The 24647-nt window shown below is 65.7% G+C and carries 14 protein-coding genes and 2 pseudogenes; 9 read left to right on the top strand and 7 right to left on the bottom strand.

Translation table 11 applies throughout. From position 1 onward, the window contains the following. Nucleotides 1–31: 31 nt before the first annotated feature. Nucleotides 32–1129, bottom strand: a complete 1098-nt coding sequence (locus AB2M62_RS02005) for a LacI family DNA-binding transcriptional regulator (RefSeq protein WP_404337352.1) — start codon at nt 1127–1129, stop codon at nt 32–34. A 143-nt stretch (nt 1130–1272) separates the two neighbouring features. On the opposite strand from AB2M62_RS02005, the pseudogene AB2M62_RS02000 reads away from it, so the two are divergent. Beyond that, nucleotides 1273–3698, top strand: a pseudogene (locus tag AB2M62_RS02000) (glycoside hydrolase family 3 N-terminal domain-containing protein). A gap of 39 nt (nt 3699–3737) precedes the next feature. Here the strand turns inward: AB2M62_RS02000 and AB2M62_RS01995 are convergent. Genes AB2M62_RS01995 through AB2M62_RS01985 form a run of 3 tightly spaced genes read right to left on the bottom strand, consistent with a single transcriptional unit; the run spans nt 3738 to nt 8583 of the window. Next, the gene (locus AB2M62_RS01995; protein ID WP_404337350.1) at nt 3738–5564 is read right to left on the bottom strand and encodes a glycoside hydrolase family 9 protein; all 1827 of its coding nucleotides are present in this window, start codon (nt 5562–5564) and stop codon (nt 3738–3740) included. Further along, the gene (locus AB2M62_RS01990) at nt 5561–7063 is read right to left on the bottom strand and encodes a tryptophan halogenase family protein (RefSeq protein WP_404337348.1); all 1503 of its coding nucleotides are present in this window, start codon (nt 7061–7063) and stop codon (nt 5561–5563) included. The genes AB2M62_RS01995 and AB2M62_RS01990 overlap by 4 nt, the downstream gene beginning before the upstream one ends. Then, nucleotides 7060–8583, bottom strand: coding sequence for a tryptophan halogenase family protein (locus AB2M62_RS01985; RefSeq protein WP_404337347.1), 1524 nt, complete (start codon nt 8581–8583; stop codon nt 7060–7062). The genes AB2M62_RS01990 and AB2M62_RS01985 overlap by 4 nt, the downstream gene beginning before the upstream one ends. A gap of 322 nt (nt 8584–8905) precedes the next feature. On the opposite strand from AB2M62_RS01985, the pseudogene AB2M62_RS01980 reads away from it, so the two are divergent. After that, nucleotides 8906–9478 (top strand): annotated as a pseudogene (locus tag AB2M62_RS01980) (TonB-dependent receptor plug domain-containing protein); the annotation flags it as partial. A gap of 137 nt (nt 9479–9615) precedes the next feature. Continuing rightward, on the top strand, nt 9616–12282 hold the full coding sequence (locus AB2M62_RS01975; protein WP_404339759.1) for a TonB-dependent receptor: 2667 nt from the start codon (nt 9616–9618) through the stop codon (nt 12280–12282). Nucleotides 12283–12344: 62 nt separating this feature from the next. Here the strand turns inward: AB2M62_RS01975 and AB2M62_RS01970 are convergent, their stop codons facing one another. Next, nucleotides 12345–13061 (bottom strand): DUF6445 family protein, encoded by a 717-nt coding sequence (locus tag AB2M62_RS01970; RefSeq protein ID WP_404337345.1) that lies wholly within the window; start codon nt 13059–13061, stop codon nt 12345–12347. A gap of 74 nt (nt 13062–13135) precedes the next feature. Between AB2M62_RS01970 and AB2M62_RS01965 the strand changes: the two genes are divergently transcribed. Next, entirely contained in the window at nt 13136–14143 is a 1008-nt protein-coding gene (locus tag AB2M62_RS01965) for a cupin-like domain-containing protein (protein WP_404337343.1), read from the top strand. A gap of 33 nt (nt 14144–14176) precedes the next feature. Here AB2M62_RS01965 and AB2M62_RS01960 read toward each other — a convergent pair whose 3' ends face one another. Further along, nucleotides 14177–16333 carry an alpha-glucuronidase family glycosyl hydrolase gene (locus tag AB2M62_RS01960; protein WP_404337341.1) on the bottom strand — a complete coding sequence of 719 codons (2157 nt, stop codon included), beginning with the start codon at nt 16331–16333 and terminating at the stop codon, nt 14177–14179. 195 nt (nt 16334–16528) lie between these two features. Between AB2M62_RS01960 and AB2M62_RS01955 the strand changes: the two genes are divergently transcribed. From AB2M62_RS01955 to AB2M62_RS01945, 3 genes are all read left to right on the top strand, one after another. Continuing rightward, the gene (locus AB2M62_RS01955) at nt 16529–17662 is read left to right on the top strand and encodes an endo-1,4-beta-xylanase (protein ID WP_404337339.1); all 1134 of its coding nucleotides are present in this window, start codon (nt 16529–16531) and stop codon (nt 17660–17662) included. A 71-nt stretch (nt 17663–17733) separates the two neighbouring features. Beyond that, nucleotides 17734–18726: an AAA family ATPase gene (locus tag AB2M62_RS01950; RefSeq protein WP_404337338.1), complete on the top strand. Its 993-nt coding sequence runs from the start codon at nt 17734–17736 to the stop codon at nt 18724–18726. 7 nt (nt 18727–18733) lie between these two features. Then, nucleotides 18734–19690, top strand: a complete 957-nt coding sequence (locus AB2M62_RS01945; protein ID WP_404337336.1) for a 1-phosphofructokinase family hexose kinase — start codon at nt 18734–18736, stop codon at nt 19688–19690. Here AB2M62_RS01945 and AB2M62_RS01940 read toward each other — a convergent pair. Then, the gene (locus tag AB2M62_RS01940; protein ID WP_404337334.1) at nt 19642–19959 is read right to left on the bottom strand and encodes an ArsR/SmtB family transcription factor; all 318 of its coding nucleotides are present in this window, start codon (nt 19957–19959) and stop codon (nt 19642–19644) included. The genes AB2M62_RS01945 and AB2M62_RS01940 overlap by 49 nt on opposite strands. 95 nt (nt 19960–20054) lie before the next feature. On the opposite strand from AB2M62_RS01940, the gene AB2M62_RS01935 reads away from it, so the two are divergent. Both AB2M62_RS01935 and AB2M62_RS01930 read left to right on the top strand, forming a co-directional pair. Then, nucleotides 20055–20720 carry an alpha-ketoglutarate-dependent dioxygenase AlkB gene (locus AB2M62_RS01935; protein ID WP_404339757.1) on the top strand — a complete coding sequence of 222 codons (666 nt, stop codon included), beginning with the start codon at nt 20055–20057 and terminating at the stop codon, nt 20718–20720. Between the two features lie 81 nt (nt 20721–20801). Next, nucleotides 20802–24590, top strand: coding sequence for a PAS domain-containing protein (locus tag AB2M62_RS01930; RefSeq protein WP_404337332.1), 3789 nt, complete (start codon nt 20802–20804; stop codon nt 24588–24590). Nucleotides 24591–24647: the final 57 nt, after the last annotated feature.

Below are 24647 nucleotides of genomic sequence, written 5' to 3'. Positions count from 1 at the left end.
GGTGGCGCGGTCGCGCCTGAAAAGCAAGATACTAGCGTCCGCGCGGCTTGGCGCGCGCCGCTCCGGTTCCAGGAATAGCGGCGCCGGGCGGGCCGGAGGATTCGCGCATAATCAGTTCGTGATCGAGCACCTGCTCCTCTAGAACGCCACCATCGGCGCCGCGATGCGCACGGATGCGGGCGAGCAGCAGGTTGAGTGCAGATTCTGCCATTGCCGCGATCGGCTGGCGGACGGTGGTAAGCTCGGGCCAGATCGTCGTCGCAAGCGACGTGTCGTCGAACCCGACGATGCTGACATCCTGCGGGACGTGCAGCCCGCGGCGATGCGCCACGCCCACCGCGGCTGCGGCCATGTCGTCGTTGCTGGCGAAGATCGCCGTCGGCGGATTGGTGCGATCGAGAAGGCGCTCGGCAGCGACGATGCCCGAGCGAAAGGTGAAATAGCCCTGCTCCACCGGCATCGCGTTGATGTCATACCCCGCGGCTTCGAGCGCAGCGGCGAAGCCGCGATACCGCTCGGCGCTCGAGGTCTGGTTGGGATTGCCGCGGATGAAGCCGATAGTGCGGTGGCCGAGATCGAGCAGGTGCCGCGTCATCGCCGACGCCGCCGCGAAATCGTCGATACGGACATTGAGGCTGTTCTCGGGCGGCAGGCCCATCGCCACCGACACCCAGGGAATGCCCGCCGCTTCGAGCTCGGCGCGCACGGGCGCGGCCTCCGAAAGCGGCGGCGGCAGGATCACGCCTTCGACACTGGTCGAGGCGAACTGACGGGTCGCCTCGGCCTGCTCGTCGGGACGGTCGCCATCGCATGCCTCGAGTACGAGATGGCAGCCCACCCGGCGTGCCGCGGCGAGCGCGCCGATCAGGAATTGCGAGAGATAGGCGGCGGATGGGTTGGCATAGAGCAGCCCGATCTGCGTAGCCTCGCCCGCCGCAAGGCTCCGCGCCGCGCTGTTGGGCGAATAATTGAGCTTGGCGATCGCTTCGATCACCGCTTCGCGCGTCGCCTCGCGAACGTTCGAGCCCCCATTGACCACACGAGATACGGTCATGGCGGACACGCCTGCGGCGCGTGCAACATCCTGTACCGTTACGGTGCCCCGGCTTCTTCGGCTTGGTCTGCTCATTCCGCTCCTTGCGCAGACGGAATAAGTTGCGACGATATAGAAAGCAATGTCGCTCAGATTGACCCTTGCGCGAGGGCGCCCCTATAGTTGATAGCGCTACCATAATCAGACGGCAGACCGCCGCGACCTTTGAAGGAGAGGATATGACCGTTCCCGGCCATGTGCCCGGCGCCCGCGCCTGCCGCATTCGCACCATCGCTTTGGCAGCCGTTGCGGCAATCGCATTTGCGCCTGTTCTAGCGCCCGTCGCACACGCCCAGACTGCACGTGCCGACAAGCCGCTTTACAAGGATGCCGCGCAGCCGGTCGAAGCGCGCGTCGAGGATCTGCTGCGCAGGATGACGCTCGACGAAAAGGTGGCGCAGCTCGTGGCGCTGTGGCTTAACAAAGGCCAGGTGCAGACCCCGGCCGGCGATTTCGATCCCGCAAAGGCGAGCAAGAGCTTTCCCAACGGCCTAGGCATGATCTCCCGTCCCTCGGATCGCAAGGGCGTCGAGATCGGCACCACCAATGCCGGCGCCGATGCGGAGGGCGCAAATCGCAGCCCCGAGGAAACCGCGCGCTACATCAATGCCGCGCAGCGCTGGGCGATGGAGAATAGCCGGCTCGGCATTCCGATGCTGATGCACGAGGAGTCGCTCCACGGGCTCGTCGCGCCCGGTGCCACCAGCTTCCCGCAATCGATCGCACTGGCATCGAGTTGGGACCCCAAGCTGGTCGAGCAAGTCTTCAGCGTTGCCGCCAGCGAGGCGCGCGCGCGCGGCGCCAATCTCGTCCTCGCCCCCGTCGTCGACGTGGCACGCGATCCCCGCTGGGGCCGCATCGAGGAAACTTATGGCGAGGATCCGTATCTCGTCGGCGAGATGGGCCTTGCGGCGATTCGCGGCTTCCAGGGAACCACGCTGCCGCTCGCCAAGGACAAGGTGTTCGTCACCTTGAAGCACATGACCGGCCACGGCCAGCCCGAGAACGGCACCAATGTCGGCCCGGCCTCGCTGGGTGAGCGCACGCTGCGCGAGGATTTCTTCCCGCCCTTCCAGCGCGCCGTCACCGGGTTGCCGGTGATGTCAGTGATGGCGTCCTACAACGAAATTGACGGCATCCCGAGCCACGCCAACAAATGGCTGCTCACCGATGTGCTGCGTGGCGAATGGGGTTTCCAGGGCGCGGTGGTCAGCGATTATTTCGCGGTGCGCGAGCTGGTTACGCGCCACAAGATGTACAAGGATATCAAGGACGCCGCCGCCCGCGCGATCGATGCCGGGGTCGATGTCGAAACGCCCGACGGCGAGGGCTTCAACCACCTCGTCGAGCTCGTCCGCGCGGGCCGGCTGAGCGAAGGCCAGATCGACAACGCCGTGCGCCGCGTTCTGCGCATGAAGTTCGAGGGGGGTTGTTCGAGAACCCCTATGCCGACATGAATACTGCGGCGAAGAAGACGAACACGCCCGGCGCGATCGCGCTTGCGCGCCAGGCTGCACGCGAATCGGTCGTGCTGCTCAAGAACGCCGACGGACTGCTTCCCCTCGATGCCAGCGGGATCAAGCGGATGGCAGTGATCGGCACCCATGCCAAGGACACCCCGATCGGCGGCTATTCGGACGTGCCCAACCATGTCGTCAGCGTCCTCGAAGGACTGCAAGGCGAAGCCAAGGGCAAGTTCCAAGTCGATTTCGCCGAGGGCATCAAGATCACCGATCACCGCGTCTGGGCACAGGACGCAGTCAAGCTCGCCGATCCCGCCGAGAATGACCGGCTCCGCGCGCAAGCACTCGAGACCGCGAAGAACGCCGATGTGGTGGTGCTGGTGCTCGGCGGCAACGAAGCGATCAGCCGCGAGGCCTGGGCGGACAACCATCTCGGCGACAGCGACACGCTGGACCTGCCCGGCCCACAGGATCAGCTCGCGCGCGAAATCTTCGCGCTGGGCAAGCCAGTGGTGGTGATCTTGCTCAACGGCCGCCCCTATTCGGTCAACTATCTCGCCGAAAAGGCGCCGGCGCTGATCGAGGGCTGGTATCTCGGCGAGCAGACCGGAACTGCGCTCGCCGATGTGCTGTTCGGCCGATACAATCCCGGCGGCAAGCTGCCGGTGTCGATCGCGCGCAGCGTCGGCCAGCTGCCGATCTACTATAACAAGAAGCCGAGCGCGCGGCGCGGCTATCTGTTCGGCGACACCACGCCGCTCTATCCGTTCGGATACGGCCTTAGCTATACCAGCTTCGACGTCTCGGCGCCGAGCCTGGCGAGCGGCACGATCGGGATCGCCGACAAAGTGACCGTGCGCGTTGATGTGAGCAACACCGGCAAGCGCGCCGGCGACGAAGTGGTCCAGCTTTATGTCCATGACGACGAGGCGAGCGTCACGCGCCCGCTGATCGAGCTCAAGCGCTTCGAACGCGTCACGCTGAAGCCCGGCGAGAAAAAGACGGTCAGCTTCGAGCTTACGCCCGAGGATCTTGCGCTGTGGAATGTCGACATGAAGCGCGTCGTCGAGCCGGGGACATTCACGATCTCGGCGGGTCCGAATTCCGCAACACTCAAAAGCACGACGCTTACCGTGAAGTGAAGTGCCTCCCTCCCCTCCCCCTTCCAGGGAGGGGAGGCATCAGCTATCCAGCCACGCCGCCACCCAGACGAGCGGTGCATTCCAGTTGATCGCGACTTCGTTGAGCGCATAGGCGCGGATGTCGTCGGCCCAGCATTTCTGCGGCGCGCACTTGCCCTTCATCTTCGCGGCGACGTCGTCGCTCATCGCAGTCGAATTGGGCCCGCCGGAGAGGACGCCTGGCGGCGGCCCGGGCAGCCGGGCATCGAGCGAATGCGCCCAGAAACGGTGATGCGGATTGCGCATCGCCCGTGCGCCAAAGCCGCTGACATAGGATTGGCTGAGCGGATTGCGCCCCAGCAGATAATCGATCGTGGCGACAACGCCTGCGCGATACTTCGCCTCGCCGGTGAAGTCGTGCGCCAGCCCCAATAGCATCGCGCGGTTGAGCAGCGCCGAATTCGACCCCCAGGGGTAGTCGCTGGCGCGATAGGGGATGCCATAGCCATTCCCCTTTGAGTTGGCGAGAAAGCGGTCCGCCGCATCGAGGATCGCGCCGCGCAGCCGCTTCACATCGGCGGCCGGCAGCTTGGGTGCCGCAATCGCCAGGGTGATCGTTCCGAGCGTTGCGGTGGAGGGCCAGCCAGGCTCCTCGACCTGCGCGCCGAAGTGCGGCGAGCGGCGCAGCGCCTCAAGATACGCCGCCTCACCCGTGGTCGCGAACAATTCGGCCGCAGCCCAATAGAATTCGTCGGAAAGTTGCGTGTCGCCATAGCCGCCGCTGCCAGTGAAGCTGTTGGTGGCGTAAACCTGCGGATTGCGCAGCGCCGCGCGCCAGGCGCGCTCGGCCGCAGCGCGGCACCGCGCAGCGAACCCGTCATCAACGCCCCGCCACAACCGCGCGCATTGCGCCGCCGTCGCCGCGAGGTTGAGCGTCGCGGCAGTGGTCGGCGGATAGAGCAGCCGCTCCTGGCGATCGTCCTGCGGCGGGGTGGGCAGCGCGGTCCAGAAGCGATCGGCGACCTTCTGGTGCGCCATCCCGCCGGCATCGATGTCGTCAAGGTCGGCGGCATCGGCTTCCCAGGGCGATTGGCCCGGCTTCACCGGCTTGAATGGGCCCACCGGCAGTTTTGCGTGCATGCCCTGCGGCACCTGCATCCGCAGCAGGAACGCCATCTCGTAGCGCGCCTCGTCGAGCAGGTCGCTGACGCCATTGCCCGCCTCGGGGATCTTCAGCGATCCGTCGGCGAACGCCGTGGGGCGGCGCTCATAGGCATTAAGCAGCGTCCACAGCGCGATACCGCCATTGACGACATATTTGCCGTGATCGCCCGCGTCATACCAGCCGCCGGTGACGTCGAGCCTGTAGCTGCAGCCAGGCCATTTCAGTCCGCGCTCGTCGGTGCCGGCGAAGCACGTTACGATCTCGCGGGCATGCCCCGCCGGCCGTGCCCAGCCGGCACCGACCAGCTTGGCTTCGATCGGCACACCTGCGCGCTGGTGATAAAAGAATGCCGCGGCATCCTTGGCAAGCGGTCGATAAAGCTTCTTGCGTATGGCAAATGCGTCGCTCGATGCGCCGGCGACGATCAGCCGATAGCCCTCGCCCGGCGCCTCCACCGCGGAGAAGTCGATGCGCTGAAGCTCTTCCCCCGACGCCCCGTCCTTGCCGATAGCCTGGGTCTTGCCGCGAAGAAGGACATGCCCGGCCGAGTCGACCAGCGTCCAGTCGAGCGGCAGACTGTCCTTGGCACGGAGGATCGCGACCTTGGCGTCACTCGGCTCGAAGCCCAGCTGGTTCAGGTCGATCGGCGGCGCGGGTGTGTCAGCAATGCCCGGGGCAGCGAGCATGCTGGTGACGATCACAGCAAAAATCGCGCGCATCATGCCGCGCAATGCTCAGCGATGAAATCGCGATGCTTGGGCATATACTCGGCCGAATTCGCCACTGCTTCGCGGATATGCGCCAGCCGCGCGCGCGTCTCGTCGAGGCTCATCACGCCTGCGACGGGATCGAAGCTGCGCGGCTTGAGCAACTGCCCGTGCATCACTGCATACCAGCTGGTGTCGTTGAACAGCTCCTCATTCTCGCGGAACGCGCGGCCGTGCGCGCGATAGACGCGCATCTTCTCGGCCAGCCGCTCGGGGATCTCCATCGTCCGGCAGTAATCCCAAAACGGCAAATCATCGCGCTGGGTGGCGTGATAATGCAGAACGAGGAAGTCGCGGATCTCCTCATATTCGGTCTGCATGATCCGATTGTAGCGATGGATATCGGCGGGATCGAAGCCGCGATCGGGGAACATCGTCAGCAGGCGCGACAGTCCGCTCTGGATCAGCCAGATCGAGGTCGATTCGAGCGGTTCGAGGAATCCGCCCGACAGCCCGATCGCGACGCAATTCTTGATCCACGCCTTGTTGCGGTGTCCGGTGACGAAGGGGACGGTGCGCGGCTCGGCCAGCGGCTCGCCATCGAGATTGGCCAGCAGGATCGCGGTCGCCTCGTCGTCGGACATGTGATCCGACGCGAAGACATGGCCGTTGCCGATGCGATGCTGGAGCGGGATGCGCCACTGCCAGCCGGCGCGGTGCGCGGTGGACCGGGTATAGGGCGTCCATTCCTCGACGCTGGCGCAGGGCACCGCGATCGCACGGTCGCACGGCAGAAAGCGCTTCCAGTCGGTATAGCCGGCGCCGAGCGCCTGCTCGATCAGCAGCCCGCGAAATCCCGAGCAATCGATGAACAGATCGCCGTCGACTGCCTCGCCGCTTTCGAGCACCACCGATTCGACGAAGCCGTCCTCGCCGCGCAGCCGCACATCGACGATCTTGCCTTCGCGTCGCACGACGCCGCGCGCCTCCGCATAGCCGCGCAGGAATTTGGCATAGAGGCCAGCATCGAAGTGAAAGGCATAGGCGATGTCCGACAGCGGCGAATTGCCCGCGTCGATCGACCGCATGAACTTATTGCCCTTCGCCGCCTGCGCCTGCAGCGACCAGGCATCGATGTCCGGCGCTTCGCCCAACAGGTGCATCCGCTGGAAATAGGCGTGAAACGACACACCCTGCATGTCGAGCCCATAACGGCCGAATGGGTGGAAGTATGTGTGGCCGATCCGCGCCCAATCGACGAACTGGATGCCCAGCTTGAAGCTTCCCTTGGTCGCGCGGACGAAGGCGTCCTCATCGAGCCCGAGCATGCGGTTGAACGTTGCCATTTGCGGGATCGTCGCCTCGCCGACGCCGATGATCCCGATCGCATCGGATTCGACCAGGGTGATCTTCGCATAATCGGGACCAAGGATGCGGGCGAGCGTGGCGGCGGTCATCCAGCCCGCAGTGCCGCCGCCGACGATGACGATGCTGCGGACGCGATTGTCGGTCATGATGCTTTCCGAAGGTCAAGCGGCGGCGCGGGGCAATGGTGCGCGAGCCAGTCGCTGTGCAACGGCATCGCATCGGCAGCCCGCGCGAAGGTGGTGCGGATGCGATCGAGCATCACGCTAAGCTGCGCGGGATCCAGCGCATCGGCGAGCGGGTCCCAGCCCCGCGGCATCACCCCCTGCCCCAGCAGCACCGCCACCCAGCTCGCCTCGGCGAACAGCTCGTCTTCATGGCGGAAGATGCGGCCGCGATTCGCGAACAGTGCGATGCGCTGCGAAAGGCTATCGGGCACGTCCATTTCGCGGACCTGCCGCCACAGCGGCTCGTCGCGCCCGTTGGTCTTGTAATGGAGAACGACGAAGTCTCGGACGCGCTCATATTGGCTGCGGGTGAGCTGGTTATAGGCGTCGCGCTCGGGATCGCCCCAGCCGCTGTCGGGGAACAGCGCGAGCAGCCGGGCGATGCCGGCCTGGATCAGATGGATGCTGGTCGATTCCAGCGGTTCGAGGAACCCGCTGGACAGGCCGATCGCGACGACGTTGCGGTTCCATGCGCGTTTGCGGCGCCCGGTGGTGAAGCGCAGCGGCCGCGGATCGGCGAGCGGCTCGCCCTCCAGATTGGCGAGCAGCGTTGCTGCGGCCTCGTCGTCCGAGATGTGCGCGCTCGAATAGACATAGCCATTGCCGGTGCGGTGCTGGAGCGGGATCCGCCATTGCCAGCCCGCCGCGCGCGCCGTGGCGCGGGTATAGGGGGTGAGCGGGCCGATATTGGCGGTGGGCACCGCCAGCGCGCGATCGCAGGGCAGCCAGTGCGTCCAGTCCTCATAGCCGGTGTGGAGCGCGTCCTCGATCAACAGCCCGCGAAATCCCGAGCAATCGATGAACAGGTCTGCCGCCAGCCGGCTGCCGTCTTCGAGCAGCACTCTCTCGACATGGCCGTCACTGCCGCGCAGCGCGACATCGACGATCTTGCCTTCTCGCCGCGCCACGCCGCGCTGCTCGGCATAGTCGCGCAGGAAAGCTGCGTAGAGCGCCGCATCGAAATGATAGGCATGGACAAGCCGCGAAAGCGGTGAGGCCGGGTCGCGCGGCGGCGCCGCGTAGCGATTGCGCGCGCAAGCGGCGGCGCACAGGCTGTAGTCGTCGAGCGCGCCCGCCTGCCCCGCCGCACGGAGCCGGTGCCAGATCTGGTGGAACTTCACCCCGTCGATATCGAAGCCATAGTCGCCGAACGGGTGGAGATAGCGGTGCCCGGGGGCGTTCCAGTCGACGAATTCGATGCCCAGCTTCATCGATCCCTGGGTGCGAGAAAGAAATTCGGCCTCATCGATGCCGAGCATCGCGTTGAACGTCAGAATCGGCGGGATCGTCGCCTCGCCCACGCCGACCGTGCCGATCTGCTCCAATTCTACTAACGTGATCGCCACGCCCGTGCGCACCATCCGGGCGAGCGCCGCGGCGGTCATCCAGCCGGCAGTACCGCCCCCAACGATGCAGATGCTTCGGATAGGCGCGCTGGTCACAGCCCGGCCGGCCTCGCGGCGATCGCTGCCGCCTTTCGCTGCTGCGCCATTTTTACGCCTCTCCTTGGCGACGATGTTAGCGCTCCCTCAAGACGCGTCAATCACGGTGACGCAGGCGGGCTATCGTCCCCCAAATCACCGCAGCGCAGCAAAATATCGCGCCGCAACAACGCCGTTGCCATGTACCTCAACTCAGAGTTTTTTACACAAATATGTCGAAAGACGGGTTGATCTGGCCCGCCAAGCTCCTCTACGTTGCCCGCCAACAACAAAAGCGCACATCAAAATGATAGCGCTACCATAACGAGGGGGAGGTAGCTTGATGCTCAAGCTCGAATCACGTTTAGCATCCGCAATCCAGGGCAAGCGCGCGATGGGGCTGCGCGCGGGCACGTCCCTGGCGGTCATCGCCGGCCTGTCGATCGCCGCACCCGCCTGGGCCCAGGCAGACGACGCTGCCGCCCAGCCCAGCGCGACCCAGCCCGCCGACGACGCTGGTCAGGCCGGACAGGAAGACGATGCGATCATCGTCCAGGGCTATCGCCAGTCGCTGCAGAGCGCCCAGCAGCTCAAGCGCAATTCGGATGTCGTCGTCGATTCGGTGACCGCCGAGGATATCGGCGCCCTCCCCGACCGCTCGGTGACCGAGACGCTGCAGCGCATTCCGGGCGTCTCGATCAATCGCTTCGCCGCGGGCAACGACCCCGATCACTTCTCGGTCGAGGGTTCGGGCGTCGTGGTGCGCGGTCTCACCTATGTCCGCTCCGAGTTCAACGGCCGCGACGCGTTCAGCGCGGGCAATGGCGGCGGGCTCAGCTTCCAGGACGTGCCGTCCGAGCTGCTCGGCGGCGTCGACGTGTTCAAGTCGCCGTCGGCAGACCGGATCGAGGGCGGCATCGCCGGCGTGGTCAATCTGCGCACCCGCCTTCCCTTCGACCAGAAGGGGCTGCTGATCGCCGGCTCGCTCGAACTAAACTATGGCGAGTTCGTCAATAAGGGCGCGCCGGTCGCCTCGCTGCTCGCCAGCAACCGCTGGGACACCGGCATCGGCGAGATCGCCTGCTCGCCAGCGTCTCCTATTCGCAGCTCTATTCGCGCGCCGACCGGCTGGGCATTTCGAGCTTCCGCGTCCGCCCGATCTATTCGAACGGCACGCGCACCGACACGCTGCCCTTTGCCGGCGCGACTCAGACCGGCGAGGGCCTGTTCCCGCGCGGCGCCGTCATGGGCAGCCAGGAATTCGATCGCGAACGCTATGGCTATTCCGCCGCGGCGCAGTGGCGCAGCCATGACGGCTCGATGGAGGCGACCGCGCAGTTCCTCCGCTCGGACGCGCGCCAGGCGTGGCTGGAGAACACGATCGAAATTGCCACCGACAACGTCCAATCCAACGGCGATTCGCGCGCCCGCGCCGGCACCAGCCTCGACTTCGACGATAGCGGCCTGTTCCAGAGCGGGGTGATCACCGGCCCCACCGGCTGGCGCGCCGATCAGAACACCGCGGGCAACATCCGCACCCCGATCATGGGGCTGCAATCGAACAACATCCGCCGCGAGCAGCTCGAGAAAATCGTCACCAGCGACTATTCGTTCAATTTCAAATGGGACGTGTCCGACCGGCTGGCGGTCAATCTCGATTATCAACACATCGTCTCGAGCAGCAAGATTACCGCCAACACGCTGTGGATCTCGACCTATCAGGATGCCGCGATCAAGCTCAACGGCAGCGATCTTCCCGAGGTCCGCTTCCTGCCGCCGCAGAATTGCGAGTCCGCGAACTTCAATATCGCGACCGGAAGCTGCAACGGAACGCCCGGAACCGCTGCCTACCCGTCCTATTACACCGGCACGCACCAGAGCTATCTCGATCCGTATAACAGCTTCCCGCGCGCCGCGATGGACCATGTCGAGGATTCGGACGGCAATTCGGATGCCGCGCGGATCGACCTCGAATATCAATTCCCCGAAGGCGGCTTCCTCAAGTCACTGCGGGCGGGCGTCCGCTATGCCGATCGCGACACCACCGCGCGCTTCTCGACCTACAATTGGGGCAGGCTTTCGGAGCAATGGGGCAATGGTGGCCCCGTATGGCTCGACGATCCGGTCAACGGGAGTCCGACGACGGGCGGCGGCGCGCCGCTCACCCAATATCAGCCGGTGTTCTTCGACAATTTCCTCGGCGGACAGACAAACAACCCCGTCGCTGGCCAAGGGCGCCTCTTCTATTCAGGCCGCCCGTCGACCGATTACGATGCCTATGCCAACTACGCCAACCAGATCATCAACGAATGGGTGCCCAAGATCACTTGCGCGCTCGACGGCCGTTCGATCAACGATGGCTGGAACCGCCTTTCGGAACGATGCGGCGTTATCCCGGGCACCAATTACCTGCCCGGCGAAATCAACCCGCAAAGCGAGACCAACAAGGCGGCGTACCTCATGGCGCGGTTCGATACCGGCCTGGGCGGCGCGAAGCTGAGCGGCAATGTCGGGCTGCGCTACACCAGCACCCGGCGCCAATCGGCAGGCTTCCAGTCCTTCCCGGTGGTCACAACGATCCCCAGCCAGGCGGATTGCGCGGATGCCATCCAGGATATCCTCACCAACGGCTCCGGCGCGCTCCAGGCATTCTGCGCCGTGCCGCAGAGCGTGCGCACCAGCGCGAGCAACTTCCTCAACGGCGCGCTCGTGCCCAACGACGTCGACGTGACCTATGATTACTGGCTGCCCAGCCTGAACCTCAAGCTCGAGGCCGGCGACGGGTTGCAGTTCCGCTTCGCCTATACCAAGGGGATCGCGCCGCCTTCGCCGGGCCTGGTGCGCAACTATTATGTCGTGTCCTTGGCCGCGCAGCCGAATACCGACGCCAACGGCCAGGCGCTGCCGATCGTAATCAACCCGGACGGCACCGTTCCCGCCGGACAGGCGCGGGTCGAAGGCCAGTTCAACGCGGGCAACCCTTATCTCAAGCCGGTGAGTGCAGACAGCTTCGACCTGACCGCCGAATGGTATTTCAACCGCGTCGGCTCGTTCACGGCCTCGGCCTTCTACAAGCGGCTGCACAACGTCCTCACCAACGACATCCAGCGCCAGACCTTCACCAACAATGGCGAGAGCTTCGATTCGATCGTGACCACCCCGGTGAATTCGTCCCAGACAGGCGAGATCAAGGGCATCGAGGTCGCCTATCAGCAGACCTATGACTTCCTGCCGAGCTTCCTGAAGGGGCTCGGCCTGGCGGCGAACTACACCTATATCCAGAGCTCGGGTGTGCCGCAGGCGATCCTCAATCCCACCGATCCGGCGGTCTCGTCGGGCCAACAGCCGACGATCACCGGCGCAGACTTCCCGCTCCAGGGACTATCGAAGCACCAGTTCAACATCACGCCGTTCATCGACATCGGACCGCTCTCGCTGCGTGCGACCTATAACTGGCGCTCGGACTATCTGCTGACACTGCGCGACGTGATCACGCCGTTCGATCCGATCTTCCAGCGGGCGTATGGCCAGCTCGATGCCTCGGCGTTCCTGACCGTGAACCGGAACTTCAAGATCGGCGTCCAGGGCGTCAACCTGACCAAGTCGACTACGATCACCGAAGCCGCGGTCGCGGATCAGGATGGCAACGTCCGCCGCGTGCCGCGTCAATGGTACAGCCCGGACCGGCGCTTTTCGATCATCACCCGCTATACCTTCTGACACCGGAATACACCCTGCCTTGGCGCTGCCGGCTCTGGCCGGTGGCGCCAATTTTTTGGGCGTCAGACCGGGCGATAGGTGACGAAGATGTTGGCCGTCAGCCTGCCTGCGCGTGGATCGGCGCAGAGCGGCGCATCGGGCGAGATCGATCCCGAATGGAGCAGATGGCTGCGATAGACGATCAATCGGTTCATCGCCGCCTCGATCAGTGCAGTCCGTTCGAAATCGGCGGTGTCGCCACGGATATAGCCCTCGCCTGGCGCCTCGGTGGCGCGCGCTGCCTCATAGGCGGTGATCCGCTCGGGCGTGATCGTCTCGAAACCCGTGGCGCGGTGGCGATAAAAGCCAGTGCCGCCGAATTCGGGACCGCACAGATAATGGAGAAAAGCGAATTGCAGCGGATCGGTGGTGTCGATGTGTGGCGCGCGCTGCGCGGGCACCAGCTCGCCGGGCGGCCGCGTCACCAGCGAGAAATTGCACTCGGCGCGCCCGAGCTTGACCGGGCCGAGGCGGAAGGCGTGGCGCAGCAGCGGATCGACCGCACGCACCACCGCCTCGACATACGCGAGCGGCGCCGGCGCGCGCAGCCCCGGATAGCCGCCCTCCGGCCCGTCGGCGGGTGCAAAGCCATTGGCGCCGGCGGCATAGGCGATCAGCGGTTCGGCCGAGCGCAGCAACCCATCGACTTGGAGCATCGGCTCGCGCTCGAACCCGAGCTGGCGGAGCTGCATGTCGGCATTCCCGTTGAGCGAGAAATCGGATGCGCTAAAACTTGCCATGCGTCGCCGAACCCAAAGCATCGGCGCGTGTCCGGGGGTTGTCGCGTGTTGAACGCCAGTGTTGCAGGGCCAAAATGACGCAGCCGATCGCTGAAATCGGCGCCGGCGCCTCCTCCGACTCTGTCGCTGCGGCGCTCGATGGCTATGCGCCGGTGATCCTGCGCGGGCTGGTCCGCGATTGGCCGGTGGTTGCCGCGGGGGCGGTCTCCAGCGATACGCTGGTCGAGTATCTCGCCGGCTTCGACCGCGGCGGCGTGGCCGAGGCATTTGTCGGTCCGCCTTCGATCCGCGGGCGCTTCTTCTATTCGCCCGATCTGCGCGGCTTCAATTTCGAGCGGCGGCGCGGGGCGTTCGGCGAGCTGCTCCGCTATATCTTGGGCTTGGCGGGCAAGCCGGAGGTCCCATCGGTCTATGCCGGCGCGGTGGAAACGGCGCGCACCCTTCCCGGCTTTGCGGCCGCCAATTCGCTGCCGCTCGCCGAGGCGCGCGGCGGCACGCCGCGGATCTGGGTGGGCAATGCCTCCATCATCAGCACCCATTTCGATGCGTCGGACAACATCGCCTGCGTCGCGGCCGGGCAGCGACGTTTCACGCTGTTCCCGCCCGATCAGGTCCATAATCTGTATGTCGGCCCGTTCGATCATACCGTGGCGGGCCAGCCGACCAGCATGGTGGACTTGAAAGCCCCCGATTTCGATCGCTATCCGCGCTTCCGCGACGCGCTCGCTGCAGCGCAGACCGCCGAACTCGGGCCGGGCGACGCGCTCTACATCCCGGCCTTGTGGTGGCACCAAGTCGAGGCGCTGTCGGACGTCAACGTGCTGGTCAATTATTGGTGGGAGGATTCGCCCGACATGGCCGCGCGGCTCGAGGCGATGGTCTATGCGGTGCTGACGATCGGCAGCCTGCCGCCCGAGCGCCGCGCGTCGTGGCAGGCGATGTTCGACACCTTCGTGTTCAAGCATCACGGCGAACCCGCGGCGCATCTGGCGCCGGAACAGCGCGGGATCCTCGCGGAGCCGACACCGCGGCTGCGGCAATATATCCGCAGCTTCCTGGCAAGAGGCTTGGGGCGGCCCTGAAAATCCTCCCCGAGCGAGTCTCGGGGAGATGCACTACTGCGCCCCGCCCGGGGCGTACGGAGTCTTGATCGCCTCGTACCAGCCCAGATCATGCGCCGGTGCGGCATGCCCCGCGGGCAGAGGCCGCTTAGAGATCGACTGGAAATAGGCGATCGACGCATCGCGCCACCACAGCGCCTCGTCCTGCTGAATCGCGAGGAAGCTGTGGACTTCTTCCCAGCGCTGGGGGTCGACCTTGTCCTTCAACCCGTCCCATCGCGCCTGCATCGCCGCGACTGCCGCGACACCGGCATCGTATCGCACCACCATCTCGTCCCACAGCGTCCGCCTCGAACGCATGCGATAGTCCCAGGACACATGGTGAAACCATAGCAGCAGTTCGTCGGGCACGGTGTTGGGGCTCCCCCAGCGCCGTGCGACTTCCGGCGCATATTGCGCCAGCGCGTTGGTCCCCGTTTTGGTCCGGTCGAAGCCGATCCCTGTGGCATCGGCCTTGTGATAATAAGTCGGGTTCCATTCGGGTCGTGCAAGATCGGAGACCCATGGCCCGGGACCGTAATGATGCCCCGTCGCCATCAGATGGCCGAGCCCGAGCGGAGTCATATAGTCCACCACCGCCTCCCGCGACGCCATCATCATCGCGACGATCGGCGTCACCACCGCGGGGTCGCTACCCCAGGTCATCGCCGCCCAATCGCGCGCGATCGCCTCAGCATGAGCATCGGGGTCCCAGGCGAAGCGGCCATAGGCGTACCAGTTCGCCTGATCGAATTGCGATCCGGACCAGTTGCGATCGCTGCCGATATTGGCGACGCCGGCCATGCCGGTCGCGGCCCCCGTGTCGACCGGCGTCTCGATCGTCCTGGCGACGGTGGCGCCCCTGCGGGGCCGTGCGGTGTCCGCCTCGAGCACCTCCTCCCACATCGTGCCAAGATAGGCGAGGTGCGTCGCGAAGCCGAGATATTCCTTGGTGATCTGGAATTCCATCATCAGCGGCGTCTTGGGCATCGCGCCGAACAGCGGATGGAAGGGCTCGCGCGGCTGGAAGTCGATCGCGCCGTTCTTGACTTGGACCAGGACATTATCGCGGAATTTGCCGTCGAGCGGCTGGAACTCGGCAAAGGCCTGTTTGTGGCGATCCTCGGGATTCGCGGCAGCATAGACGAACGCCCGCCACATCACGACGCCGCCATGCGGCGCCAGCGCGTCGGCCAGCATGTTCGCGCCGTCGGCATGGCTGCGCTTATAGTCAGCCGGACCCGGCTGGCCTTCCGAATTGGCCTTGACCAGCAGCCCGCCGAAATCGGGGATCACGCGGTAGATCGCGTCGATCTTGGCCCGCCACCAGGCGCGCACCGCGGGATCGAGCGGATCGGCGGTTTTCAGCCCCCCGATCTCGATCGGCGCCGAGAAGCGCGCGGTCAGATAGACGCGGATGCCATAGGGGCGGAAGACTTCCGCCAGCGCCTTCACTTTCTCGAGATAGGGGGCGGTGAGGATATCGGCATTGGCGTTGACGTTGGTCAGCACCGTGCCGTTGATGCCGATCGCGGCATTGGCGCGGGCATAATCGGTGTAGCGCGGGTCCTTGTAGCCTGGCAGCTTCTGCCAGTCCCAGATCGATTGGCCGGCATAGCCGCGCTCGACATGCCGGTTGAGATTGTCCCAATGGTTGAGCACGCGCAGCTTGAGCCTGGGCGCGTCGGCGATGTCGATCGTGTCGATCGGCTGCCCGGTCTGGAGCAGCTTGAGCAGGCGGAAGACGCCGTAGAGCGCGCCGATATCCTTGTTCGCCGCGATCACGATGGTGCGCTTGCCACCGATCTCCAGGGTACGGATCAGATAGCCTTCGTCGCCGAGCCGATCGAATGGCAGCTCGGCCATTTCGAGATGCACCGAGTCGCGCGTTGCGATGAGGATACCCCCCGCTTCGTCGAGCGTCTGGTGCTGGCCAGGCGTCGCGCCGAGCATGCCGCCAAGGCCACGCTTCAGCTCGTCGGCAGCGGCGGCGATGATCGGCCGTTCGGTGGGGCCGACGAGGTAGCGAAGCGCGGGCTCGGCACGCGCCTTCGCAACGGAATCGAGCGGGCGATAGCGCAGCCACAGGTCATAGCCGTCTTCGGCATGTGCCTGATTCGTCCCCGTAAAAACCATAAACGCAGACAAAACAGTCAGCAATTTCCGCCACATCGGCTTCCGCTCCTCTCGCCGGTCACGCGCCGCCGTTGACAAGACTGTAGCAGCTCCATCATGGTAGCGCTACCAAGACAAAGACGGGCGCGACGACGCACCGATCCGGAGAGGCAGTTGTACCCCTATGACCACACTTGTTTCCGCTCGCGTGATCGCTCGCTGCCCCGGGCGCAAGTGGCGAGCGAGCGCGGCATGATCACGCGCCGCGATATGCTCGCCTCCGGCGCCGCGCTGGCGGCGATGGGCACGATGCCCGCGTTCGGGGAGGAGACGGCGCCCTCGCTGCACGCGCTCGCCAAGGCCAAGGGCATGCGCTTCGGCTCGTGCGCGGCATGGGGGCCGCCTGGCGCCGATCGCGGATCCTTCGCCAACCCGGCCTATGCCGCGCTGCTCGAGCGCGATTGCGGCATCCTGGTGCCCGAGAACGAGTTCAAATGGCAGGCTGTCCGCCCCGATGCCAAGACCTTCCGTGTCGAACCGTTCGCCGACTTGCTCGACTATGCCGAGGCCAAGGGCATGGCGATGCGCGGCCACACTTTGCTCTGGCACAAGACCCAATATTTTCCGAAATGGCTCAATGATTTCGACTTCGGCGCCTCTCCCCGCACCAGCGCCGAGACGCTGCTGACCACCCATATCCGCACGCTGTGCCGGCTCTATGGCACTCGCCTGACCAGCTTCGACGTGGTCAACGAGACGATCGACGAGAAGACCGGCGAACAGCGCGCCTCGTCGCTGTCCCGGGCGTTCGGCGGCGCCGACGCGATGGTCGACCATGCCTTCCGCGCCGCCCGCGCCTACGCCCCGCACGTCCAGCTGGTCTACAACGACTATATGAGCTGGGAGCCCGGCAACGAGCGGCACCGCACCGGCGTGCTCAAGCTGCTGGAAGGCATGAAGCGGCGCGGCGTGCCGTGCGACGCGCTCGGCGTCCAGTCGCACATCGCGCCTTCGGGCGAGGGCAGCGTCGCGCAGATGGTCGCGCGCCAGGAAAAGCCCTGGCGCGACTTCCTCGATGCCGTGACCGGCATGGGCTATGGCCTCGTCGTCACCGAATTCGACGTAAACGACCGGGCGCTCTCCGGCGACCCGGCGCACCGTGACCGCATCATCGCCGATTATGCCGCTGCCTATCTCGAGACGCTGTTTGCCTATCCGCAGCTGCGCGACGTGCTGGTCTGGGGAATGTGCGACCGATATAGCTGGCTCAACGGTTTCACCCCGCGCGCCGACGGGTCGCTCCAGCGCGCTACGCCGTACGACGCCAGTTTCCGCGCCAAGCCGCTCCGCCAAGTTTTTGCCGATACGATTGCCGCGCGCAGCTAAGCGTCTATAGGCTGCCGTTCAGGCACTGCTAAGCCCGGGTCGCGCATCGCAAGCGCAAGGGAGAGCGGCACATGGCGGCAAACGCCGCGAAGAAGGATATCGACGCGCCGCTTCTCACGCGGCCCGGACTCGACATGCCTGCACTATATGCGGCGGCCGAGCAGATTGCTGCGCAGCATAAGGCGGCGCCGCGCGCAGACGGCGCCGCGTTTCGCGCCGCATTGGCGCAACGGATCGACTCGTCCCAGCGCAAGGAGCTCGACCGCCTGAGCGCAAGCCTGGTGCGGCGCGGCGATGCCGGCCGCGTTCGCCGGATCAACGGCGCCCCCGCGGACATTCTCTACGATCTCGCCGATCCAGTGGCCCTGCTGCTGCGCCAGGGGCGTGCGCCCGACGCCAATCTGCTCGCCAATCGCTATCTCGATATCCAGCCCCAGGGCGCGACCGGCTGGGCGCTGCTGCCGCTGTTCGTCGCGCTGCATGCCGCGCCGGGCGAGCCCGCGCAGGCCGAAGCGGTGCTCGCCGCCGCTCCGCCCCAGCTGCTCGTGATCGCCGGGCTGTCGGGCACCGGCAAATCCGTGCTCGCCGGCCTGCTAGGCCATCGCCTCGGGCGCGCGCCCGGTGCCCGCATCCTGCGCTCGGACGTGTTCCGCAAACGGCTGATGGGGTTGGCGCCGGAGCAACGCCTGCCGCCCAAACATTATACCCGCCGAAGCGATGCGGAGACGTATGAGGCAATGTTCGAATCGGCCGACGATCATCTCGCCTGCGGCAGTTCGGTGATTCTCGACGGGACGTTCATGAGCCGCAGCGAACGCGACGTCGCCGAGGCGATCGCCGATCGTGCGCGCGTGCCCTTCACCGGCATCTGGCTGGAGGCGCCCGAGCGCGATCGAATCGCCCGCGTCGCGGCGCGGCGCGGCGATGCTTCCGACGCGACCGAAGCCGTGGTGCGCGAACAGTCGCGGCGCGGCGTCGGCGAGATCCATTGGCACCGCATCCGCACCAATCGTCCCACCGCGCTGATCGTCGCCGCCGCGCGCGCTGCGCTGGGCCGGACCTGAGCCCTCCATGCCGGCGATCGTCACGCTCACGCTCAACCCCGCGCTCGACATCACGACCGAAACCGAGACGGTGCGGCCCACCCACAAGCTGCGCTGCGGTCCTGCGGTGCTCGAACCCGGCGGCGGCGGGATCAATGTCGCGCGCGTGCTTCACGCGTTGGGCGGCGACGCCGTCGCGATATTCCCGCAGGGCGGGCCTGCGGGCGCGACGATGGAGCAGTTGCTGCGTGACAGCGGCGTGCCCATCGCGCCGGTCTCCACCGCCGGTGCCACCCGCGAGAGCTTCACGGTCGACGAGACCGGAACCGGAAAGCAGTTCCGGTTCGTCCTGCCTGGGCCCGAGTTGAGCGAAGACGAGCTGGCCCGGCTGCTTGCCGCGATCGAGGCAGTGGCGGCCCCCGCCTGCCTCGTTGCCAGCGGCAGCCTGCCGCCCGGGCTCGATCCGGCGATTTTCGGCAGGCTGGCCACGCTCTGCAAGCGCATCGGCGCGCGGCTGGTGATCGACACCTCGGGCCCTGCGCTCGCCGCCTGCGAAGGCATCCAAGCCTATCTGATCAAGCCGAGCATCCGTGAAGTCGAGGAACTGGTCGGGCGCGACCTGCGTGACGATGGGGCGCAGGCCGAGGCGGCGCGCGAGCTGATCGCCCGCGGCTTTGCCGAGGTCGTGGTGATCTCGCTGGGCGAGCGCGGCGCGCTGCTCGCGGGCAAGGGCATCGATCTGCGCATGGCAGCGCTCCCCGTGCCGCCCGGTGGCGGTGCGGTCGGCGCGGGCGATTCGATGGTCGCGGGGCTCACGCTCGCGCTGGCGCGCGGCGCATCGCTCGAAGAGGCATTGCGGATGGGCGTGGCGGCAGGGGCCGCGGCGTTGATGACCCCCGCGGAGGAACTCGTCCGCCGCGACGATGTCGAACGGCTCTACGCCGCCGCTTCCGCCGGAACCGCCGCCGAACAGAACAGCCCGTGAAGCGATTCGAGCATCTGCACGGCGTCGTCGCTCGCCAGCGAATAGAAAATCATCTGCCCCGATCGTCGGGCAGTGACCATGCCTTCGCGGCGGAGCAAGGCAAGCTGCTGCGAGACAGCGGTATCCCGGGACCCGGTAAGCCGGGCGAGCTCGCCGACCGACTTTTCGCCCTCCCACAGGTGGCACAACAGCAGCAAACGGCTTCGACCTGACAGCGCCTTCAAAAACAGGGAAGCGCGGTCGATCTTGGTAATCAGTTCGTCCTTCACGGGGCGGACAGCTATGCCGGACGTGTGATCGTTGCAACTGCAAACCGGCCTGTTCCGGCAAGAAATAATGCCTACTTACCAACGCAATCTTGCAGGTGGCACACCCAGAAACGCGACAGAAACATCGCCATGACGCTGAACAACATAGATTAGGTAAAGTTAGTGTAATGATTTCCGATCTTTTCGGTACGCCTTTGCTATCCGGCATGTCCTATTCGGAAAATCTCATCTCTGCTGACGTAGAGTCGGCGCTGATCGAGGGAATCAATTCGCTCCCGCTCGCGCCGTTTCGCTTTCAGGGTTGGCTGGGAAAACGGCTGACTGCAAGCTTCGGCTGGCGCTATGATTTCGACGATTCGAGCTTTCACGAGATCGAGCCGCTTCCCGCATGGCTGCTGCCGACGCGCGATGTCGCCGCGGCCTTCGCGGGACTGGCGCCCGATGCCCTCGTCCACGCATTGCTGACTCGTTACGATGCCGGTGCGGGAATCGGTTGGCATCGTGACCGCCCGGTATTTGAGCATGTCATCGGCGTTTCGCTCGGCAACCCGGCGACGATGCGCTTTCGCCGCCGGCGACCGAACGGCTTCGATCGCTTCCGGGCACCGCTGGCGCCGCGGTCGGCATATCAACTCCAGGGCGAGGCCCGGCATGGCTGGGAACACAGCATTGCGCCGATGGACGTGCCACGCTGGTCGATCACCTTCCGCAGCCTCTCCGCCGCGGGCCACGCGATCCGGGTCAAAAGCATCGACACCTGAGCGGATTCGCTCTGGCCCATGGGCTTGCAACCTGTATGGTCGCCGTGCCGGTGGGCACCGGATAGGGGTAATTGCGACGGCATGACGCTCGGGCTTGCGGCGAGTTTCCTCCAGGATGGCGGCGAAATGGGCCGGCGTATCCGCGCGCTCGATTGGCAGTCGCATCCGCTGGGCGTGCCCGATGGCTGGCCGCAGGCACTCCGCACCGTGGCACGGCTGATGCTCACCACCCAGCATCCGACCCTGATCTTCTGGGGCCCGCAGCTTTTCTGCCTCTATAACGATGCCTTCGCCGCCTCGCTCGGCCCCGAACGGCATCCCGCAATGCTCGGGGCGGAAGCGCGCACCATATTGGTGGATAGCTGGCCAATCGTTGGGGCAGATATCGAGGCGGTGCTCGCGGGGCATGGCTCGACCTATCGCGAAAACCGCCTAGTACCCTCGCGCCGCCATGGCGTAGTCGAAAATGCCTATTGGACCTATAGTTACAGCCCGATCGATCATGAGGGTGCCGTCGGCGGTGTGCTCGTATTGTGCACCGAGACGACCAGCCAGGTGCGCGATGCGGAGCGCCGTGACGCCGAGCGCATGCGCCAGCAGCGGCTGTTCGAGCAGGCGCCAGGCTTCATCACCATCATGCGCGGCCCCAATCTCATCGTCGAGTTCGTCAACGATGCGCATCGCGACATCTTCGGCAGCGAGGACTGGATCGGCAAGCCGATTCGCACGGCCTTTCCGAGCATCGAGGGCCAGGGCTTTTTCGAGCATCTCGACCGTGTCTACGAAACCGGCCAGAGCTTCGAGGCCACTGCAGTACCGGCGCATTTCCACCGCGCTCCAGGCATGCCTCAGGAGACCCGCTACCTCACCTTCATCTATGCCCCGCTGCACGACGACGAGGGCCGGGTCACCGGCGTCTTCTGCGAAGGCTTCGACGTTACTCGGGGAATGCATGCCGATATTCGCCACGCGGCGCTCGCCGAACTTGCCGATCGGATGCGCGATATCGAAGAGCCCGACGCGATCGCCTATGCCGCCGCGGAGACACTCGCCGGCACGCTCGGCGTTAGCCGCGCGGGCTATGGCACGATCGACAAGCGCGCCGAGACGATAACGATCGAGCGAGACTGGAATGCGCCAGGTATCCAGAGCCTCGCCGGCGTGCTTCATTTCCGTGACTATGGCAGCTATATCGACGATCTGAAGGCAGGACGCACGGTCGTCGTCGAGGATGCCGAGCGCGATCCGCGCACTGCGGACATGGCCGGGAGTCTCAAGGCGATCAGCGCCCAGGCCTTTGTCAACATGCCGGTGACCGAGCAGGGCGATTTCGTCGCGCTGCTGTTCCTCAACCATGCAGTGGCGCGCGTCTGGACAGACGAGGATCTGGCGCTGATCCGCGATGTCGCCGAGCGCACGCGCAACGCCGTCGCGCGCCGCGAGGCAGAACAGGCATTGCGGGAAAACGAGGCGCGCCTGCGCTTCCTCGACGGGCTCGGCTCAGCTGCCGCGTCGGCGCGCGATGCAGATGCCGTGATGGCGGTCACTACGCGGATGCTCGGCGAGCATCTGGGCGCGTCCGATTGCGCCTATGCAGACATGGAAGACGATGAGAACCTGTTCAACATTCGCGGCGACTGGCACGCCGCGGAGTTCCGCAGCATCGTCGGACGCTATAGCCTTACCAGCTTCGGGTCGGTCGCAAACGCCCAGCTTCGTGCGGGAAAACCGCTGGTCGTCAACGACGTCGCCGACCTTGGAGAAGATGGCGCCAAGGCATTTGCCGGCATCGGCAGCCGTTCGATGATCTGCATGCCCTTCCTCAAGGAAGGGCGCCTCACTGCGCTGATGGCAGTCCATAATTCCGTCCCGCGCTGCTGGACCACCGCAGAGATCGACTTGCTCCAGGAAGTCACGTTGCGCAGTTGGGCGCATATTGAGCGCGCCCGCGCTCAGGCCGATCTACGCGAGAGCGAGCGGAGGCTGCGACTGACGATCGACGGCGCGCGGATCGGCACATGGGAATGGGACGTGCCCGCCCGGCGGGGCCACTGGTCAGCCCGCACGCTCGAAATCTTGGGGATCGAGAGCGGCGACGCGATCACTTTCGAGAAGCGCTTCGACTCAATCCATCCCGATAATCGCGAGGCGGTGCGCGAGGAGATCACCCGCTCGGCTCAGGAAACTGGCCGTTTTTCAGCCGAGTATCGTATTTTGCGCCCCGATGGCGGGGTCCGCTGGGTGGCGTCGCGCGGCTTGGTCGAGCGCGACGCCACGGGCGCGGCGCTCCGCGTAACGGGCACGACGCGCGACGTGACGGAGCGCCGGGAGGCGCAGATCGCGCTGCAACGGATCAACGAAACGCTCGAGCAGCGAGTCGCCGATCGCACGGCCGAGCGCGATCGGATGTGGCGCCTAAGCGGCGACCTGTTTATGGTCATCGGCAAGCGCGGGGAAATCCGCGCAGTCAACCCGGCGCTTACCCAGTTGCTCGGCTATACCGCCGACGAAGTGATCGGCGAACGCTTCAGCCGCTTCACGCATCCCGAGGATCTATCGAGCATCGCCCGCGCATGGCGCGCCGCATCGCAAGGCCCACTGCGCGACTTCATCGCGCGCCTGCGCTCGCGCTACGGCAGTTGGCGGCACTTCGCGTGGAATGCCGCGCCCGGCGACGGCGAGGCATATGTCATCGGCCGTGACGTGACGAGCGAGATCGAGCGTCGCGAGGAGCTCGAACAGGCGCAGGAGGCGCTGCGCCAGTCGCAGAAAATGGAATCGCTCGGCCAGCTCACGGGCGGAGTGGCGCACGATTTCAATAACCTGCTGACGCCGATCCTTGGAAGCCTGGACCTTCTCCGCCGCAGCAAAACGGCCGGCGAGCGCGAACTGCGGCTGATTGGCGGCGCACTCGAATCCGCCGAGCGCGCGCGAACGCTGGTCCAGCGCCTGCTCGCCTTTGCGCGTCGACAGCCGCTACAGCCGGGGCCGGTGGACCTCGCCGTTCTGGTCAACGGGATGGCCGGGCTCATCGCCAGCACGCTGGGTCCGCAGATCCGGCTCGATATCGCGCTTCCCGACAATCTGCCTCCCGCGCATGCCGACGCCAACCAACTCGAAATGGCGATCCTCAATCTCAGCGTGAACTCGCGCGACGCAATGCCCGGGGGTGGCGACCTAACAATCCGGGTCACTCAGGAATCAATCGGCTCCGGCCACCAGATCGGCCTTGCCTCTGGCGATTATCTCTGTCTCGCCGTCACCGACACCGGCGTCGGCATGGACGCATCCACCAAGGCGCGCGCGATCGAGCCTTTCTTTTCGACTAAGGGCATCGGCAAGGGCACCGGCTTGGGGCTTTCGATGGTCCACGGCCTGACGTCGCAACTCGGCGGCGCCATGCTGCTGACGAGCCGCCCTGGCGAGGGCACGACGGTCGCGCTTTATTTGCCTGTCGATCGCGATGGGCTCCCCGAAGCCAGCCCGTCCCAGATCGCCTGCATGGGCGGGGGCGGCGGCCGTATATTGCTCGTCGACGACGAAGCCAGTGTCCGCACCGCCACTGGCGAATTGCTGCGCGACCTCGGCTATGAGGTCGTCGAGGCAAGCAACGCACGCGAGGCGCTCGATTATCTCGATCGCGAGAATGTCGACTTCCTGGTCTCCGATCACCTCATGCCAGGCATGAACGGCACCGAACTGGCACGCGTGGTTCGCACGCGCCGCCCCGATCTGCCCGTGTTGATCGTCTCAGGTTATGCCGAACTGGAAGGCGTCGCATCCGATCTGCCGAGGCTCGCCAAGCCCTTCCGCCAGGACGAACTCGGCCAAATGCTCGCGCGGATAAGCTCGGCAAATCGCTCGCGATAGCGTCCCTATTGCAATAAATTCGCAAATTAGCTGCCCTTATCGCGATACGGTCGCAAT

Origin of the sequence: Sphingomonas sp. MMS12-HWE2-04, assembly GCF_044881185.1 — a bacterium.
Lineage (GTDB): Bacteria > Pseudomonadota > Alphaproteobacteria > Sphingomonadales > Sphingomonadaceae > Sphingomonas.
The sequence above is the reverse complement of the archived record's forward strand: the minus strand, read 5'-3'. Positions and strand labels throughout refer to the sequence as shown.

What these genes read in the sequence shown, in the direction of transcription:
- AB2M62_RS02005 (WP_404337352.1), bottom strand. Translation starts at nt 1,129, where the DNA reads ATGAGCAGACCAAGCCGAAGAAGCCGGGGCACCGTAACGGTACAGGAT.
- AB2M62_RS01995 (WP_404337350.1), bottom strand. Translation starts at nt 5,564, where the DNA reads ATGATGCGCGCGATTTTTGCTGTGATCGTCACCAGCATGCTCGCTGCC.
- AB2M62_RS01990 (WP_404337348.1), bottom strand. Translation starts at nt 7,063, where the DNA reads ATGACCGACAATCGCGTCCGCAGCATCGTCATCGTCGGCGGCGGCACT.
- AB2M62_RS01970 (WP_404337345.1), bottom strand. Translation starts at nt 13,061, where the DNA reads ATGGCAAGTTTTAGCGCATCCGATTTCTCGCTCAACGGGAATGCCGAC.
- AB2M62_RS01965 (WP_404337343.1), top strand. Translation starts at nt 13,136, where the DNA reads ATGACGCAGCCGATCGCTGAAATCGGCGCCGGCGCCTCCTCCGACTCT.
- AB2M62_RS01960 (WP_404337341.1), bottom strand. Translation starts at nt 16,333, where the DNA reads ATGTGGCGGAAATTGCTGACTGTTTTGTCTGCGTTTATGGTTTTTACG.
- AB2M62_RS01955 (WP_404337339.1), top strand. Translation starts at nt 16,529, where the DNA reads ATGATCACGCGCCGCGATATGCTCGCCTCCGGCGCCGCGCTGGCGGCG.
- AB2M62_RS01950 (WP_404337338.1), top strand. Translation starts at nt 17,734, where the DNA reads ATGGCGGCAAACGCCGCGAAGAAGGATATCGACGCGCCGCTTCTCACG.
- AB2M62_RS01945 (WP_404337336.1), top strand. Translation starts at nt 18,734, where the DNA reads ATGCCGGCGATCGTCACGCTCACGCTCAACCCCGCGCTCGACATCACG.
- AB2M62_RS01930 (WP_404337332.1), top strand. Translation starts at nt 20,802, where the DNA reads ATGACGCTCGGGCTTGCGGCGAGTTTCCTCCAGGATGGCGGCGAAATG.